This is a genomic window from Streptomyces sp. NBC_01537, assembly GCF_045040445.1.
Classification (GTDB): Bacteria; Actinomycetota; Actinomycetes; order Streptomycetales; family Streptomycetaceae; genus Actinacidiphila.
The window spans coordinates 1645777-1662409 of the sequence record NZ_CP109392.1; the positions used below are offsets into that span (position 1 = coordinate 1645777).

Consider the following 16633-nt stretch of genomic DNA (forward strand, 5'->3'; position numbering starts at 1 on the left):
ATGAGCAGAAACGCAGAGGTCATAGTGCTGGCGCTCGACGCGCACGATGTCATGGAGCCCCTGACCCGGGATGACCAGGACCGCACCTGGCGGGGCCGATTCGTGCCGGTACAGAGCCAGTGGCCCGGGTCCTTCGGTGCGGGCTGGGCCACGGAGTTCGACCGGATAGGTCAGCGCTCCGGTCTGCTGAAGCACCTGGGGTCGCTGCCGTGGCCCCGGCCCGAAAGCGTGCAGGTGCTGATCCACGACGAGGAGGACGACTGCTTCGGCCTGTGGATGATCCACGACGGCAGGCTGGTGGAGGTAGCGCTGCCTCACACTCAACGCTTCCACGCTCCCGCTCCGCCGGAGGAGGACTACCCGCCGACCCCCGCGGTCCTGTGGCGTACCGACGCGCGCACCGCCCTGCCCGAGCAGACTCCGCGGGACCGCCGGGACCCGCGGTCGTCCTGGTAGGGGCAGGGCTCACCCCAGCAGGTCGAGCACCGTGGTCATCGACTTGTTGCGGAGCAGATAGTCCTCCGCCTCCTCCAGGTGCAGGCGCCACAGCCGCTCCGCGGCCTCGCCCTGGCGGGCGGCGACGAGTTCGACGAGCTTGACGTGGGCGCGGAAGCCGCGGCGGTTGGCGCGTACGTTCTCGGGGGTGCCGGCGTCGAGGTCGACGTGGGACCAGTTGGCGAGGTCGATGATGTGGCGGACCATGCCGTTGAGGACGGTGAGGGTCTGGTTGCCGGCGAGTTCGACGACGAGGGCGTGGAACTCCATGTGGGCGCGGATGAAGGCGGAGGGGTCGTCCATGAGGAGCTCGGCCTCGGCGACGGCGTCCCGCAGGCGTTCGAGGTCCTCGTCGGTGCGGCGGTCGGCGAGGAGGGCGGCGCAGGGGGCCTCCATGACGGTGCGGGCGTCGTAGACGTCCTGGAGGGTGGCGCCGCGGTATTCGAGGACGAGGCCGGCGTACTTGGCGGCGACGTTGCCCTCGGGGGGCTGGACGCGGGCTCCGCCCCGGGCGCCGCGGCGGATGCTGATGAGGGACTCGGCCTCCAGGACGCGGAAGGCCTCGCGCAGCGTGGGCCGGGAGACTGCGAACTCGGCCATCAGGGCGGCCTCGGCGGGGAGGGCGTCGCCTTCGGACAGCTCACCTCGGATGATCTTGCGCCGCAGCTGTGCCGCCACCAGCTCGGCCATTTTGGGCACCCGTACGCGGGTGCCCACCTCGCTGGTCACATCGTCCGCCTCTCGTCGGCGCCGCCGCATGAGCGGCAATCCTCAGAATAGCTAACTGTTCATGCCAAGTATATGGATTACACGGTAGCGCGCTCGAAGACCGCCGCCAGGCCCTGGCCGCCGCCCAGGCACATGGTCTCCAGGCCGTAGCGGACCTCACGCCGTGCCATCTCCCGCAGCAGCGTGGCGAGAATGCGCCCGCCGGTGGCACCGACCGGGTGGCCCAGCGAGATGCCGGAGCCGTTGACGTTGAAGCGCTCGAAGTCGGCCTCGGTGAAGCCCCATTCGCGGGTGCAGGCGAGCACCTGGGCGGCGAAGGCCTCGTTCAGCTCGACCAGGTCGATGTCGGAGAGCTTCAGCCCGGCCCGGTCCAGCGCGCGGGCGGTGGCCGGCACCGGGCCGATGCCCATCGTGCGCGGCGGTACCCCCACCACGGCCCAGGAGACAAGGCGGGCCAGCGGCCGCAGGCCCAGCTCGGCCGCGCGGGCCGGGTGGGTGACGACGCAGAGCGACGCGCCGTCGTTCTGGCCGCTGGCATTGCCCGCCGTGACCGTGGCGTCGGGGTCCTGGCGGCCGAGGACGGCACGCAGGGAGGACAGCTTCTCCAGGGTGGAGTCGGGCCGGGGGTGCTCGTCGGTGTCGATGACCGACTCGCCCTTGCGGGTCGTCACCGTCACCGGCACGATCTCGTCGTCGAATCGGCCCGCGCGCTGGGCGGCCACCGCCTTCTCGTGCGAGCGCAGGGCCAGCCGGTCCTGCTCCTCGCGCGGGATCGCGTACTCGCGGCGCAGGTTCTCCGCCGTCTCCAGCATGCCCCCGGCGACCGGATAGTTTGCTCCCCCCGAGGTGACTCGGCCCCGGGCCAGCCGGTCGTGCAGCATCGTGCCGGCGCCGCGCACGCCCCAGCGGGCACCGGTCGTGTAGAACTCGGCCTGGCTCATCGACTCGACGCCGCCGGCCAGGACCAGGTCGCTGGCCCCCGTCTGGACCTGCATCGCGGCGTTGATCACCGCCTGGAGCCCGGACCCGCAGCGGCGGTCGACCTGCAGGCCCGGGACCTCGACCGGCAGCCCGGCGTCCAGAGCGGCCACGCGCCCGATCGCGGGGGCCTCGCCGTTGGGGTAGCACTGGCCGAGGATGACGTCGTCGACGGCCTCGGCGGGCACGCCGGTGCGGGCAAGGACGGCCCGTACGACCGTGGCCGCGAGAGCGGCGGCCGTCACGTCGCGGAAGACGCCGCCGTATCCGCCGACGGGGGTGCGCAGCGGTTCACAGATGACCGCGTCGCGGAGTTGGGGGGTCATGCGACCTTGTCCTTTCAGAAGTTCAGAAGGTCAGAAGTACTGGCGGCTGAGCGTCTCGGCGACGCAGGCGGGCTTCTCGACGCCCTCGATCTCGATCGTCGTACGGAACGACAGCTGGGCGCCGGTGTCCAGGTCCTCGACTCCGGTCAGCTCAGTGATCCCGCGCAGGCGGGAGCCGACACGGACCGGGGTGATGAAACGGACCTTGTTCAGGCCGTAGTTGACGGACAGCCGGGCACCCTCGATCCGGTAGTTCTGTACGGCGAAGTACGGAAGCAGGGCGAGCGTCAGGAAGCCGTGGGCGATGGTGGCCCCGAAGGGCCCGGCGGCCGCGCGGTCGGGGTCGACGTGGATCCACTGGTGGTCGCCGGTGGCGTCGGCGAACCGGTCGATGCGGGTCTGGTCGATCGTCAGCCAGTCGCTGGTGCCGAGGACGCTGCCCTTGGCGGCACGGATCTCGTCCAGGTCGGTGAACACCTTCATCGTCGCCTCACTCGGTTCGTCACATGTACCGGCCACCGGTCACCTCCAGAACGGCCCCGGTGATGTAGCTCGCCATGTCGGAGGCGAGGAAGAGCACCGCCTGCGCCACCTCGGCAGGTTCGCCGGCGCGGGCCATCGGGATCTCGGTCATCTTGGCGTCCCAGGCCTCCCGGGGCATGGCCTCGGTCATGGCGGTACGGATCAGCCCGGGCTGTACGGCGTTGACCCGCACCCCTGCTCGAGCCAGTTCCTTGGCGGAGGCCTTGGTGAGGCCGATGAGGCCCGCCTTGGCGGCGCTGTAGTTGGTCTGGCCGAAGTTGCCGACCTTGCCGGAGATGGAGGAGATGTTGACGATGCTGCCGCCGTGCCCGTGCTCCCGCATCGCCTGGGCGGCGTGGCGGGTGCCGTTCCAGGCACCGGTGAGGTGGACGTCGATCACCGCGCGGAAGTCGGCGACGGCCATCTTGCGCAGGGTCGCGTCCCGGGTGATGCCCGCGTTGTTGACCATCACCCCGACCGGCCCGAAGCGGTCGGCGCAGTGCGCGACGAGCGCCGCGACCTCGTCCTCGTCGGTGACGTCGCAACGCCTCGACGTCGCGGCGATGTCCAGCTTGCCGAGCCGCTCCGCCGCCTGCCCGGCCGCGTCCTCGTTGATGTCGCCGATGACGACTGACGCCCCGGCCTCGCCGAGCACCCGGGCGATCTCGTAGCCGATGCCCTGCGCGGCTCCGGTGACCACCGCGCTCCGGCCTTCCAGCAGTCCCATGTGATGCGGTGTCCTCTCAGGTCGCCGGTACGAAGTACGGGAGGGTGATCTCGTCCGTCAGCGGCCGGAAGTCCACGCGTACGCGCATGCCGATGGCCACCTCGTCCGGAGCGCGGCCGACGACGTGGGTCAGCAGCACGGCCCCGTCGTCCAGGTCCACGACCGCGAGGGCGAAGGGCGTGTCGAAGCCGGGCCCGGGCACACGGTGGACGACGGTCACGGAGTAGACGGTGCCGAGGCCGCTGCTCGGCTCGTACGCCCAGTCGCGGGACAGGCAGCCGGGGCAGGCGAGCTCGGGCACGAGGAAGCGCAGGCCGCACGCCGGGCAGTGCGGGACGACCAGCTCGCCGCGCCGGGCGGCCTCCCAGAAGGGGCGGCTCAGGGAGCCGGGGACGGGTACCGGCCTGAGGCTCATCGGGCCCTCCCCAGGACCGACATCTCGTAGTGCTGCGCGCCCGAACCGGCGTTGCCGACGACCGCGATCTCGGCCCCGTCGATCTGGTGGACGGCGCTGCCGCGCAACTGCCGTACGGCCTCGACGACTTTCAGGGTCATCTGCTGGGTTCCGTTCCAGGCGTAGGACAGGCAGCCGCCGTCCGGGTTGACCGGGTGCTTGCCGTCGAGCGCGATGGCGCCGCTCGCGGCGAGCGGGCCGCCCTCGCCCTCGGCACAGACGCCCAGGGCCTCCAACTGGCGGATGACCTCGAAGGAGTTGGGGTCGTAGAGGGAGAAGACATCCACGTCCTGCGGGCCGATGCCGGCCATCGCGAAGGAGCGGGCAGCGGCGTCCCTGCCGATCTGCCCGATCTCGCGGTAGAGGGCGGGGTTGGCGTACGCGGCCTGGTGGTACTCCATGCCGCCGCCGAGCACCGCGACCGGCGGGTGCGGGAGGTCGCGGGCGCGCTCGGCGGTCGTCACGACGAGGGCGGCGCCGCCCTCGCCGACGATGCAGCAGTCGAGGAGGTGGAAGGGGGTGGCGACCAGGCGGGAGGCGAGCACGTCGTCGGCCGTGTAGGGGCCGCGCCCGTACATCATCGCCTCGGGGTTGGTCGTTCCGTTGTTGCGGATGGTGGCGGCGACCTCGGCGAGCTGGCGTGGGGTGGTGCCGTACTCGTGCATGTGGCGGGCGGCCACCAGCGCGAACTGCGCGACGACGTACGACCCCCACACATCGGTGAACTCCAGCGGCACCCCCGCCCCGACCGGCGCGTTGTCCGGCCCCCGGGAGACCAGCCTGCAGCCGCCGACGACCACCGTGTCCGCGTACCCGGCCCGGACGGCGGCCGCCGCCTTGAGCAGACCGCGCGAACCGGCGTTGTCCAGCATCGAGTCGCTCGTCCAGCGCAGGTCCCTGCCCCCGCCGAGCATTCGCGCCCAGGAGCTGCCCTCGCCCGGTACGCCGCCGGGGCCGGGCCAGTCCGCCTGGGCGCCGTCGATGTCGGCGGGGGTCAGCCCGGCGTCGGATATCGCGCCCTGGACAGCTTCCAGGGCGAGGTCCATGGCGGTGCGGTGCGGGAGGGACAGGGCCTGCTCGGTGGCGTGGATGCCGACGATGACCGCCTGCCGGGCCGAGGCCGACGCCGTCATCGTCCCGCCCCCAGCGAGTCCCGGCCGGGGTAACCGCCGCCGCCGAAGCGGGCGTCGAGGGCGTCGTAGTCCTTGCCGAAGGCGGCGGTGCGCGGCAGCACGTCGATGAACTCCACCGTCTTGGGCTTCTTGTACGAGGCGATGCGCGCCCGGCAGTGCTCGATGATCTCCTCGGCGCTCACGCCGTCCCCGCCCTCCGCCAGCACCACCACCGCCTTGACGTCCTGCGCCCAGCGCTCGTTGGGAACGCCGATGACGGCCGCCTCCTTCACCGCGGGGTGGGACTCGATGCAGTTCTCCACCTCGGCCGGGAAGATGTTCTCGGCGGCCGACTTGAGCATCCGCGTCGTCGTCCCCAGAAAGCTGATCGTGCCGTCCGTCTCGCGCCGCCCGAGGTCGGTGGTGTGCCACCAGCCGAAGCGAAAGCGCTCCTCGTTCACCGCCGGCCGGTTCCAGTAGCCGAGGTGCACGAGATCGCCGCGTACGCAGATCTCGCCCGCCTCGCCCACCTCGCATTCCCCGCCGCGCTCGTCGAGGATGCGTACGGTCACGAAGGGCCCGGGCCGTCCGGCGTTGCCGGTGCCGGTGCCGCCGAAGGCGCCGGTGACGGCGAAGCCGGTGACCTCGGTCTGGCCGTAGCCCTTGCCCTCGCCGCCGCCGTTGCGGGTGAAGCGGCTGGTGTCGGTGGGGATGGTGCCCTGCCAGACGGGGGCGGCGATGCTGGCGCGCATGGCGGAGAGGTCGTGGCCGGCGTCCTTGTTCAGGGCGACCAGCTGGGCGATGGTCGGGGGCATGAGGTAGGCGTGCGTACAGCGCTCCTCGGCGAGCAGCGGCAGCAGTTCCTCCGCCACCACCCGGCGTACGACGACGTTCTTTCCGCCGTGCACGAAGGCGGGGATGCCCCAGAACTGGTAGTTGCCGATGTGGAACATGGGCCCGGAGTTCAGGAATGCGGTCTCGTGGCCGATGTCGCCCATCCAGGCGGCGCAGACGCCCATCGCGAGGAGGTTGCGGTGGGAGAGCATCGAGCCGCACTGACGGCCGGTGATCGCGGCGGTGTAGATCACCAGGAGCGCGGCGTCCGGGTCGACGTCCTCCCCGAGGTCGTCGCCGGGGTCGTCCGGCGACCCGGCGGCGAGAAAGGACTCGTACGTGTCCTCGCCCTCCTCCTCCGCGTCGTGCCGGAGCCACAACGCCATCTGCCCGTCGCCGAGTTCGGCCCGTGCCTTGCGTACGGTGTCGCCGATCTCCTCGTCCTGCCAGACCACGACCCGGGGGTCGAAGTCCTCGACCACGAAGGCCATCTCGGGCGCGGCCCAGCGCCAGTAGCCGGGGCAGACCATCGCGCCGATCTTGGCGGCCGCGCCGAGCAGTTCGTAGACCCGGAAGGAGTTCTGGCCCAGCCACAGGATCCGGTCGCCGGGGCCGACGCCGGCGCCGCGCAGGGCGTTGGCCAGCCGGTTGGTGCGCTCGTCGAGCTCGGGCCAGGTCAGGCGCACCGGCCCGTCGACGAGCGCGGTCCGGCCGGGGAGCGAGCGGCTGTGCTCGCGGATGGTGTCGCCGATGGTGATCCGGCGGGTGGAAGTCACTGCCCTGCTCACTCCTCGTATCGGGTTGCGTCTGCCGCGTCGAGTACGTTCACAGCCGGCCGATGCCGACTCCCTTGACCTGGATGAACTCGTCCAGGCCCGCCTTGCCGCCCTCGCGCCCGAACCCGCTGGCACCGACCCCGCCGAAGGGCGTGGCCGCGCAGGTGATCGGGTTGGGGCCGGGGTTCACGTACACCGTGCCCGCCCTCAGCCGGGGCACCAGCCGGTTGACGCGGCGGATGTCGGCCGTCTGGACGTACGCCGACAGGCCGTACTCGGTGGCGTTGGCGAGCCCGACCGCCTCGTCCTCGCTGTCGAACGGCGTGATCGCCAGCACCGGCCCGAAGACCTCCCGCTGGGCCAGGTCGCTGGTGTTGTCGACGTCCGCGAAGACCGTCGGGGCCACGAACCAGCCCTCGGACTCGATCCGTTCGCCGCCGTGCACCAGCCGCCCGGCTTTGTCCGCGATGGCCTGCTCGATCATGGCCTGCACCCGGTCGCGGGCCACCGCGTTTATGAGCGGGCCGACGTATGTGGCCGGGTCGAGGGGATCGCCGACGGGCAGGGCGGCGACGGTGGCGACGACGCGCTCGACCACCTCCTCGTAGATCGCACGCTCGACCAGCAGCCGGGTGGGCAGCGCGCAGCCCTGCCCGGAGTTGCTCATCGCGAAGGCGGCGCAGTACGGGGTGACGAGGTCCAGGTCGGTGTCGGCGAACAGCAGGTTCGCGGACTTGCCGCCCAGCTCGAACAGCACCGGCTTGAGGCTGCGCGCAGCGGTGGCCATGATCCGGCGGGCGGTGGCCGGGCCGCCGGTGAAGGAGATCTTGTCGACGCCGGGGTGGCCCACCAGGGCCTCCCCCGCATCCCCCAGCCCGGTGACGACGTTGATCACGCCGTCCGGGATGCCGGCCTGCCGGGCGAGGTCGGCGAAGAGCAGGGCCGAGAACGGGGTGCTCTCGGCGGGCTTGATGACGACCGTGTTCCCGGCCGCCAGCGAGGGCGGGACCTTCATGGCCAGGGACAGCGCGGGCGAGTTCCAGGTGATGATGTGGCCGATCACGCCGTACGGCTCGGCGACGGTGTACTCGACGTTCTCGTACGGGCTGTACGCGGCCCCGACCATCCCCTCGATCTTGTCGGCCCAGCCGGCGTAGTACTCGGTCCACTCCGCGACGGCGCGGCCCACGTTGTCCGCCCAGCCGCCGACGCAGACGCCGTTCTCCAGCGGCGAGACGGCCGCGAAGTCCTCGATGTGGTCGCGGATCAGCTGGGCGAACCGGGTCAGCAGCCCTCGCCGCTCGGCGGGGCGCATCGTCCCCCACACCTGGAACGCGGCGCGAGCGGCGGCCACGGCCCGGTCCACCTCGGCGGGACCGGCCAGCGGGATGCGCGACTGGACGAGGCCGGTGGCCGGGTTGACGTGCTCGTACGTCCCGCCGCTCGCCTCCGTCAGCTCCTCGCCGCCGATGATCAGGCGGGGGCGCGGCAGGTCCTGCTCGGCCTTGCGCCGATGGAGCTCCACGTCGACCGTGACCATGCCGCGCCTCCTCGTGTACAGAATCCTTTTAAATAGATAACCTATTCAGCTCAGGTAATCAATGTCTCTGGAGCAAGAGGAGCGACCGCCGGTGGACATCAGCTACCCGCCCGAGACGGAGGCGTTCCGCGCCGAGGTCACCGCCTTCCTCGCCGAGCGGCTGCCCGCCGGCTGGCACGGCATCGGCGCCCTGGACGAGGACGCCGCCTGGGCCTTCGCCCGCGACTGGCGCACCCGGCTGGCCGAACGGCGCTACCTCTCCGTCGCCTGGCCCGAGCAGTACGGCGGCCGGGGGCTGTCCAAACTGCACCAGGTCGTCCTGATGGAGGAACTGGCCCGCGCGGGCGTGCCGTTCGGCCTCCCGCAGGACACCTTCGGCGTGAAGATGCTGGCCAACACGCTGCTGCGCTGGGGCACCGAGGAGCAGAAGAACCACTTCCTCCCGCGCATCCTCAGCGGCGAGGACACCTGGTGCCAGGGCTACTCCGAGCCCGGCGCCGGCTCCGACCTGGCCTCCCTCACCACCCGCGCCGACCTCGACCCGGACACCGGCGAGTGGGTGATCAACGGCCAGAAGGTGTGGACCTCCGGCGCCCAGCACTGCGACTGGATCTTCGTCCTGGCCCGCACCGACCGCGACGCCCCCAGGCACCGCGGCATCTCCTTCCTCCTCGTCCCCCTCCACCAGCCCGGCGTCGAGGTCCGCCCCTTCCGCATGATGGACGGCCGCCCCCACTTCAACGAGGTCTTCTTCACCGGCGCCCGCACCCGCGCCGACCTCGTCGTCGGCGGCGTCGACAACGGCTGGGCCGTCGCACAGAGCCTCCTGGGCGTCGAGCGGGGCGAGGAGGCCGCCACCAACCCCATCCTCTTCAAGGCCGAGGTCGAGCGCCTCATCGAGCTGGCCCGCCTCTACGGCAAGGACCAGGACCCCGTCATCCGCCAGCGCATCGCCTGGTGCTGGTCCAAGGTCGAGATCATGCGCTACCTCGGCTACCGCGTCCTCACCGGCTGGCTCAAGGGCGCCCAGCCCGGCCCCGAGTCCTCCGTCTCCAAGCTCTTCTGGAGCGAGTACCACACCAAGGTCACCGACCTCGCCATGGACATCATGGGCATGCACGCCCAGATCCCGGCCGGCCGCCCGCCCCTGCGTACGTACCGCACCGACGACCCGGGAGCGGCGAACTCCTCGGCCTCATGGTCCACGACGTACCAGATCGCCTTCTCCGGCACGATCTACGCCGGGACGTCCCAGGTCCAGCGCAACATCCTCGCCGAGAAGGTCCTCGGCCTGCCGCGCGAGCCGCGAGCGTAGACGCAGAGGCGAAGCTCCCTCACCCGCAGAAGGCGTCCTCGAACAGCTTCTCCGTGGCGGCGGCCGCCTTCTGACTCATGGAGTTGGGGTCGAGGTTGAGGGCGATCGTGGCCTGGCGCTTCGCGTCCTGGCTCGCGTAGGACTGCACCAGGTACCCGGGGAAGTTGCCGTCGAGCCCCCAGACGGTTCCGCACCGCAGTGTGCGGGGCACCAGGCCGAGTCCGAACTTCTCGCCCTTGCTGCCGGTGACGGTGGTCATCATCTGCTTCAGCAGGGCCGGCGGGAGCAGCCGGCCGCCCAGCAGCGCCCGGTAGAAGGCGGAGACGTCGCCCGCAGTGGCCACGATGCCGCCGCCCGCGAAGGCGATCGAGGGGCTGAAGCGGGTGACGTCGGTCGCCTTGGCGGGCGGCTTGCCGATCACGAAGTAGCCGTGCGCGTGTGGTCCGGCGATCTCCGGGGCGGTCGGGAGATAGCTGGAGCGCAGTTCGAGCGGCTTGAAGATGCGCTGCTCCAACTGGTGGGCCAGTGAGGTCCCGGTGGCCTTCTCGATGATCAGCCCGGCCACGGTGTAGTTGGTGTTGGAGTACGCCGCGCCCGTGCCGGGCGCGAAGGCGGGCTTGAGCGCGTTGGCCAGGGCCACGAGCTGCTGCGGGGTGGTGACGCGGGTGACGTCGCCCGCCAGGTAGGGCGCCAGGTAGGCGGGGTTGTCCTCGTAGTTGGGAATGCCGCTGGAATGGTTCAGCAGCTGGCGGATCGTGATCTGCGCGCCGTTGGGGACCAGGCCGGGCTGCCACTTCTCGACGGTGTCGTCGAGGCTCAGTCTCTTCTCGTCGGCCAGTTGGAGCATGATCACCGCGACATAGGACTTCGACACGCTGCCGATCCGGAATCTGTCGCTCACGGCGAGCGGCGTGTGTGTGGCCACCTCGCCCTCGCCCCACGCCGTGGAGGTCTGCCGGCCGTTCTCGGCCGTGACCACCACCACCCCGGGCACGCCGTTGGCCAGGAGGGCCGCGCTGTCGGCGGCCAGCCGCTCCCTCTGCGAGTCCCCGTGCGCGGCCTTCCTCTGTGCGACCTGCTCACGCGAGAGGCTGTCACGGGAGGCCTCCTCGCCGCACGCACTCACACCGAGGAGCAGCGAGACGGCCAGGACCACGGATCGGACTTTCACAGCGCGACACACCTCCGGCAGCGGTTTCCGGCCACTGTCGCCGCCGGACACGCACAGGTGCGGCCGCCACGCGCAGAGGGAGCGGTGAATGCATCACACCGGGCGAAGGCCCGGGATGTCAGGTCGAGGTCTGCCCGTCGAGGGTCTCGCGCAGGATGTCCGCGTGCCCGGCGTGCTGGGTGGTCTCGGCGATGACGTGCAGCAGCACCCGGCGTACGCTCCTCACCCCTCCGGGTTCGCTCCAGGGCGCCTCCGGCAGGGGGTGCGTCGCCGACAGGTCGGGCACGGAGGCGATGAGTTTCTCGGTGGCGGCGGCGACCTGCTCGTAGCGCTCGATGATCCCGGCCAGCGTCTCGCCGGGCAGCATCCGGAAGTCGTTCTCGCGGTCGATCGCCCACTGCGGGAGCTCGCGTGCGGTACCGGCCATGAGGTCGGCCCAGGTGACGCCGTCGGGCAGATCGAAACTCATCGCCGACGGGCCGTCGACCACGAAGCGCATCCACCCTTCCTCGGTGGACGCGACGTGCTTGATCAGCCCGCCCAGACACAGCGCGCTGGCCGTCGGGCGCTGGCCGATCTGCTCGTCGCTGAGCCCGCGCACGGTGTTGGTGAGGGCCGATCGCGCGGTCGCGAGCTCGGCGAGCAGGTCGGCCCGCTCGGCGTCGGAAGTCGAGGTCAGCGTGGTCGGCGTGGTCGTGGCGGTCATGGTGATCGGGCCCTTCCGGTTGTTCTCGTTGTCTGGCACGAGAGAACAATCGCAGGAGAAGCGGCCAGGTTCTGGCCGCTTCTCAGGGCAATCTGGAGTCATGCCGAAGACCTCAGCCCGACTGCTCTCGCTGCTCTCGCTTCTCCAGGCGCGCCGGGACTGGCCCGGGTCGCTGCTGGCCGACCGGCTGGACGTCAGCCCGCGCACCGTGCGCCGCGATGTCGACCGGCTGCGCGAGCTCGGCTATCCCATCGTGGCCTTCAAGGGCCCCGACGGCGGGTACCGGCTCGACGCCGGCGCGGAACTGCCCCCGTTGCTGTTCGACGACGAGCAGGCCGTTGCTCTGGCCATCGCACTCCAGATCGCCACCGCCACCGGCGCCGGCATCGAGGAAGCCGCGGCCCGCGCGCTGACCACCGTCCGGCAGGTCATGCCCGCCCGGCTGCGCCACCGCATCGACACCCTCCAGGTCACAGCCGTCGAGCGGACCGCGATCCGGCCGAACCCACAGGTCGGCAGCAGCGTGATCATGACGCTCAGCGCCGCCGTCCACGCCCGCGAAGTGCTGCGCTTCGACCACACCCCCGTCAAGGACAGCCCCGGACCCTCCGCCCGCCGGGTGGAGCCCCACCACCTCGTCACCTGGGGCGGCCGCTGGTACCTCGTCGCCTGGGACCTCGACCGCGAGGACTGGCGCACCTTCCGCGCCGACCGGATCACCCCGCGCACCCCCACAGGGCCCCGCTTCACCCCGCGCGAACTGCCCGGAGGAGACGTGGCCGCCTTCGTGACCAGCCGGTTCCAGGGTTCCGCCGGCTCCGGCGGCTGGCCCTGCCGCGGCGAGGTGATCCTCGACCTCCCCGCCGCCGCCGTCTCCCGCCACATCCGCGACGGAGTCGTCGAGGAACTCGGCCCCGACCGCTGCCGGCTCATCCTCGGCTCGTGGTCCTGGCCCGGCCTGGCCGCCGCCATCGGCAGCTTCGACGCCGGCTTCGAGGTCGTCGGCCCGGCCGAGCTCAAGGACGCCGTCGCGTGTCTGGCCCGCCGCTACGCCAATGCCACAACCGACCCGCCCACCACGCCGCCCCCGATCCAATGAGCGTTTTCAGCGCTCCTCTCCTGGGGCTGCTGCGTGGCCTGCGGAAGATCTTCCAAGATTTCAATCGTGCCGTCCCACGTTCGACGGGTGCCCCCTGCGTGCCGCGGCCAGGTCATCGCACCGGCCCGGCAGGACAGCGAGATCCACAGCACGTGGCCGGTCGGGACACTCACGACCTGCACGTTCACGCCGTGGCACCGGCACTTGGCGGAGCCGTCGCTTGCAGCGGTCGCGTTCAGCAGGGCAGGGAACCAACGAGGCTCCCCCACCGATGGGTTGACACTTCGAACACATCCCTCAACGGCACGGGATCCCTCGTGTGTTGGCGCACCCTGCCGCCGTCACCCGATCAGCGGCAACGCTGAAAGGGGCTCACTGAGCCTTGTCAACCTGGCTCACGGGCGCTCATACGTGATCCGCTGCAGGGTGAGCGGTGGGGGTTCGGCTTGTTAGTGGCGCTGGTTAGGGTGCGGGCTGAGAAGCGTGATCACTAACTCGTGCTGGCAAGGGGTGGTGTCGTCGTGGGTGACGGTATTCAGTGGTTGGCCGATCTGGAGCACTGGATGTCCAGCGTGGTGTTCGCGCGCGGGATATCCGCGAAGGGGCTGGCCCTGCGCATGGGAGGCGCTCCCGACGGGGCGAGCGAGCCGATCACCGATGCCGAGGTGTGGGACCTTGGGATCGAGGAGTACCGGCCAGGCGCGGACGGTGATGGTGTCGTGCGGGTCGGCGAGTGCGCGGGCTGGTCCTTCGCAGTGGAGTACGGGGACTCCACTGGCAGCGACCGCTTAACGGAGATCTCCCGAAACGGCGTTGAGACCTTCCACTACGTGCCGATGCAGGAACATCCACCAGCCACCGTCAATTACGCCCGTGACGGCGTGCTCACCTGGGGGCTCGGGCTCAAGGAGGAGACTCACCGCTGGGGCCGGGAGCCGGACCTGCTGCTGCCCGACCTCATTGCTGCACAGGTGCTTGGGCCCGACGGCGCCACGCCCGGCGCCGCTGAGGGTGAGCACTACACGACCGCTTACAGGCGCACCCTCGGCGTCATCGAGAAACGCTTCAGCCTGTCACTCTCCCCGGCCTACCTGAACGAAGCCCGCCTACCGGCGTATGCAGTACGGGGGAATCCGGCTATGCACACCGGGCCTGACCCTGACTTCGACGTGATTCACGCCTGGGCCACCGCTAAGTGGGCATCTCCGGCGCCAACCTGCACGACAGCCAGGCCCTGATCCCGCTGATGCGCGGCATCCCGCCAATCCGCTCCCGCTACGGGCCAAGGCGCCGCCGCCCGGACAAGCTCCATGCGGACAAGGGCTACGACTTCGACCACCTGCGAGGCTGGCTGCGCCGTCGGCAGATCGTGCCGCGCATCGCCCGTCGCGGCATCGAATCCTCCGACCGTCTCGGCCGGCACCGCTGGGTGGTCGAGCGGACGATGTCCTGGCTGAACGGATGCCGCCGCCTGCACCGCCGCTACGAGCGCAAGGCCGAGCACTTTCTCGCCTTCGTCGGCATCTCCTGCCTCCTGATCTGCTACCGGAGGTCATGCCCGCCCAGGGTGTCCGGGCTCAGTCGTTAGCCGCCCCGTAGTGCAGGACTCCTTCCTGCGGAAGCAGGTACCCGATCCGGCGTGACTCCGGCAGCCTGCCCGCCAACGTCGCCGCATCGGTGCATCCAGAGACTTCAAAGCCGATCACGGCGAGGCTGAAAGGCGTATGGCGGAAAGCCCCGGCCCCTACGGCTGCAAGCCAGTCGTCCATGACGGCGGACCTGAAGAACGGCCGGCCGTCCCAGTAGGCGATACCCGCCTTGCTCAGCGCTCCGACGGGAACATAGAAGTCCAGCCAGTCACTGCTCTCATCGCCCCCGCGGATCGCCACGCAACCGCACACCGCCAGCTGGCCGGTCGGCAGGCGCACCTGACCGCGGAGGTGTCCGTACTCGGCCAGGGAGGCGGCCGAGCACGACACGGGCTCCTGTTCCTCGGGCTCACGGTCTCGGAACGCAAAGCATCCCTGCACACCCGCTGCGGACCACACCGCGCCCAGAACTTCCTGAACCCGGGCGTCATCGGTTGATCCAACCTCGATGGCCAGTTCGTAGAAGCCATCGGTCCAGTTGCTCTGATCGCGGAATGAAGCAGGATTCGACATGAGGCGATCATGGAGCACGGCTCTGTCCTCCGACACCCTCTTTCAGCGCTGAGCAGCACCAATCGAGACGACCTCTAAGTCGGCATCCGTGAAGTGGATTCGGAGCATCGGCTTCCCCCCAAGGAACTACTGATTCACACCCCCTCGCACGAGTGTTCCGGACGTGCGTGTCCGGCGACAGGGCGCGACGGCTGTTTCAGGCCGTGGTCTCACGCAGGCGGCTCCGTACGATCTTGCCGTTCGCGTTGCGCGGCAGGTCGGGTACGAAGCACCACCGGGCCGGCACCTTGAAACCGGAGAGCCGGTCGCGGGCGTACGTCCTGAGGGCATCGGGGTGGGGCGGGGCGGCCGGGTCCGTGGGGACGACGAAGGCGACGACGGTCTGCCCCAGGCGGTCGTCGGGCATGCCGACGACGGCGGCGTCGGCGACGCCGGGGTGGGCGGCGAGGACTGTCTCGACCTCAAGGGGGTGGACGTTCTCACCGCCACGGATGATCATGTCGTTCCGGCGGCCGGAGAGGTAGAGGTAGCCGTCCGCCGCGATCCGGCCGAGGTCGCCGCTGTGCAGCCAGCCCTCGTCGTCCACCCGGAAGAGGTGGTCGGCCCGGCCGAGGACTTCGCCCACACCGTCCGGCCCGGCGTCGCCGGCGATCCGCAGCTCGACGCCGGGGGCGGCGCGGCCGACGGACAGCAGCAGTTCGGGGCGGCCGGCGACGGCTTCGCGGTGGTCTTCGGGAGTGAGCACGCTGAGCGGGGAGCCCTCGGTCTGCCCGAACATGTTGAGCATGCGCACGCCGGGCATCGCCCCGTACGTACGGCGCAGCGTCTCCGGGCGGACGGGGGCACCGCCGTACTGGAGGACGCGGAGGTGGGGCTGATGCGCCTGGCCGGCCGCGAGCAGCATTTCCAGCATCGCGGGGACCATGCTGGTGTGGGTCGCGCCCATGTCGCGGAGCAGGGCCCAGCCCTCGGTCGTGAAGCGGGGCAGCCCGGTGACGGTGGCACCGGCGGCCAGGGCGACGGCTAGGTTGCCCAGGCCCGCGATGTGGTGGAAGGGCGAGCTGCCGCCGTAGAAGCTGCTCGGGTCGAGTTCGCACAGGGCGCCGTTGACGCGGGCGCGGGCCGCGAGCCGCCACTGCGGCATCGGGACGGCCTTCGGGACGCCCGTGGTGCCGGAGGTGTGCAGCACGGCCGCGATGTCGTCCGGCGCGGCGGCCAACACCCTGCTGGACGCGGGCAGTTCGGCAAGCTCGGGCAGGATGGCCACTCCGCAGCCGGTCAGCTCCGCCACGGTGAGGCCGAGTTCGGCGAACCCGGCCTGGGCCACGACGAGCGGGGCGCCCAGCGCCTTGACGACCGCCGCGATCTCCGGCGGCGCCATCCGCACGCCGAGCGGCGCGAGCGGGTGCCCCGACCCCGCGCCGCCGATCACCAGGGCCAACGCCTCGGCCGAGGTGGCCACCAGCGCCGGCACGGGCCGACCGGGGGCGCACCCGAGGGCGTCCAGCCAGTCGGCGGCCCCTGCGGCTCGGTCCAGGAGTTCGTGCCCGGTCCAGGTGACGCCGCCGAAGCGCACGGCTGGGCGGGGGTGGTCGTAGGCGCGGGCCACCATGGCGGTCCAGGTGGCGGTCACAGGGGTTCAGCCCTGTCCCGGGAGGACCCGGGACATGGTTGCGATTGAGGACGA

16 protein-coding genes and 2 pseudogenes are annotated in these 16633 nt (G+C 71.0%); 5 read left to right on the forward strand and 13 right to left on the reverse strand.

Features of this window, described 5'->3' with window-relative positions:
- Nucleotides 1–456 carry a hypothetical protein gene (locus OG607_RS07705; RefSeq protein WP_405720342.1) on the forward strand — a complete coding sequence of 152 codons (456 nt, stop codon included), beginning with the start codon at nucleotides 1–3 and terminating at the stop codon, nucleotides 454–456.
- 9 nt (nucleotides 457–465) lie between these two features.
- On the opposite strand, the gene OG607_RS07710 is transcribed toward OG607_RS07705, so the two are convergent.
- From OG607_RS07710 to OG607_RS07745, 8 genes are all read right to left on the reverse strand, one after another.
- A complete protein-coding gene (locus OG607_RS07710) occupies nucleotides 466–1224 on the reverse strand; it encodes a FadR/GntR family transcriptional regulator (RefSeq protein WP_405720344.1) in 759 nt (252 codons plus the stop codon).
- Nucleotides 1225–1301: 77 nt separating this feature from the next.
- Nucleotides 1302–2528: an acetyl-CoA C-acetyltransferase gene (locus OG607_RS07715; protein ID WP_405720346.1), complete on the reverse strand. Its 1227-nt coding sequence runs from the start codon at nucleotides 2526–2528 to the stop codon at nucleotides 1302–1304.
- A 30-nt stretch (nucleotides 2529–2558) separates the two neighbouring features.
- Nucleotides 2559–3011 (reverse strand): MaoC family dehydratase, encoded by a 453-nt coding sequence (locus tag OG607_RS07720; protein ID WP_405720348.1) that lies wholly within the window; start codon nucleotides 3009–3011, stop codon nucleotides 2559–2561.
- Between the two features lie 19 nt (nucleotides 3012–3030).
- Nucleotides 3031–3777: a 3-oxoacyl-ACP reductase FabG gene (gene fabG / locus OG607_RS07725; protein ID WP_405720350.1), complete on the reverse strand. Its 747-nt coding sequence runs from the start codon at nucleotides 3775–3777 to the stop codon at nucleotides 3031–3033.
- 16 nt (nucleotides 3778–3793) lie between these two features.
- On the reverse strand, nucleotides 3794–4192 hold the full coding sequence (locus OG607_RS07730) for a Zn-ribbon domain-containing OB-fold protein (RefSeq protein ID WP_405720352.1): 399 nt from the start codon (nucleotides 4190–4192) through the stop codon (nucleotides 3794–3796).
- Complete coding sequence (locus OG607_RS07735) at nucleotides 4189–5364, reverse strand: thiolase family protein (RefSeq protein ID WP_405720354.1); 1176 nt, start codon at nucleotides 5362–5364, stop codon at nucleotides 4189–4191. The genes OG607_RS07730 and OG607_RS07735 overlap by 4 nt, the downstream gene beginning before the upstream one ends.
- Nucleotides 5361–6953 carry an AMP-binding protein gene (locus OG607_RS07740; RefSeq protein ID WP_405720355.1) on the reverse strand — a complete coding sequence of 531 codons (1593 nt, stop codon included), beginning with the start codon at nucleotides 6951–6953 and terminating at the stop codon, nucleotides 5361–5363. Before OG607_RS07740 ends, OG607_RS07735 begins: the two co-directional genes overlap by 4 nt.
- 49 nt (nucleotides 6954–7002) lie before the next feature.
- Nucleotides 7003–8493, reverse strand: coding sequence for an aldehyde dehydrogenase family protein (locus OG607_RS07745; protein ID WP_405720357.1), 1491 nt, complete (start codon nucleotides 8491–8493; stop codon nucleotides 7003–7005).
- A 91-nt stretch (nucleotides 8494–8584) separates the two neighbouring features.
- On the opposite strand from OG607_RS07745, the gene OG607_RS07750 reads away from it, so the two are divergent.
- On the forward strand, nucleotides 8585–9808 hold the full coding sequence (locus OG607_RS07750) for an acyl-CoA dehydrogenase family protein (protein WP_405720359.1): 1224 nt from the start codon (nucleotides 8585–8587) through the stop codon (nucleotides 9806–9808).
- Nucleotides 9809–9827: 19 nt separating this feature from the next.
- Here the strand turns inward: OG607_RS07750 and OG607_RS07755 are convergent, their stop codons facing one another.
- Both OG607_RS07755 and OG607_RS07760 read right to left on the reverse strand, forming a co-directional pair.
- Nucleotides 9828–10979, reverse strand: a complete 1152-nt coding sequence (locus OG607_RS07755; RefSeq protein ID WP_405720361.1) for a serine hydrolase domain-containing protein — start codon at nucleotides 10977–10979, stop codon at nucleotides 9828–9830.
- A gap of 118 nt (nucleotides 10980–11097) precedes the next feature.
- Entirely contained in the window at nucleotides 11098–11685 is a 588-nt protein-coding gene (locus tag OG607_RS07760) for a DinB family protein (protein WP_405736614.1), read from the reverse strand.
- 100 nt (nucleotides 11686–11785) lie between these two features.
- On the opposite strand from OG607_RS07760, the gene OG607_RS07765 reads away from it, so the two are divergent.
- On the forward strand, nucleotides 11786–12784 hold the full coding sequence (locus tag OG607_RS07765; RefSeq protein ID WP_405720363.1) for a helix-turn-helix transcriptional regulator: 999 nt from the start codon (nucleotides 11786–11788) through the stop codon (nucleotides 12782–12784).
- On the opposite strand, the pseudogene OG607_RS07770 reads toward OG607_RS07765, so the two are convergent.
- A pseudogene (locus OG607_RS07770) lies at nucleotides 12702–13005 on the reverse strand (hypothetical protein); the annotation flags it as partial. The gene OG607_RS07765 and the pseudogene OG607_RS07770 overlap by 83 nt on opposite strands.
- Before the next feature lie 300 nt (nucleotides 13006–13305).
- Here OG607_RS07770 and OG607_RS07775 point away from each other — a divergent pair.
- Together OG607_RS07775 and OG607_RS07780 are read left to right on the forward strand one after the other, a co-directional pair.
- Nucleotides 13306–14022 carry a hypothetical protein gene (locus OG607_RS07775; protein WP_405720365.1) on the forward strand — a complete coding sequence of 239 codons (717 nt, stop codon included), beginning with the start codon at nucleotides 13306–13308 and terminating at the stop codon, nucleotides 14020–14022.
- Nucleotides 13986–14372: pseudogene (locus tag OG607_RS07780) on the forward strand (IS5 family transposase); the annotation flags it as partial. The gene OG607_RS07775 and the pseudogene OG607_RS07780, both read left to right, overlap by 37 nt.
- Here OG607_RS07780 and OG607_RS07785 read toward each other — a convergent pair.
- Both OG607_RS07785 and OG607_RS07790 read right to left on the reverse strand, forming a co-directional pair.
- Nucleotides 14362–14964: a hypothetical protein gene (locus tag OG607_RS07785; RefSeq protein ID WP_405720367.1), complete on the reverse strand. Its 603-nt coding sequence runs from the start codon at nucleotides 14962–14964 to the stop codon at nucleotides 14362–14364. The pseudogene OG607_RS07780 and the gene OG607_RS07785 sit on opposite strands and share 11 nt — an antisense overlap.
- Nucleotides 14965–15142: 178 nt before the next feature.
- Nucleotides 15143–16579 (reverse strand): class I adenylate-forming enzyme family protein, encoded by a 1437-nt coding sequence (locus OG607_RS07790; RefSeq protein ID WP_405720369.1) that lies wholly within the window; start codon nucleotides 16577–16579, stop codon nucleotides 15143–15145.
- Between the last annotated feature and the right edge of the window lie 54 nt (nucleotides 16580–16633).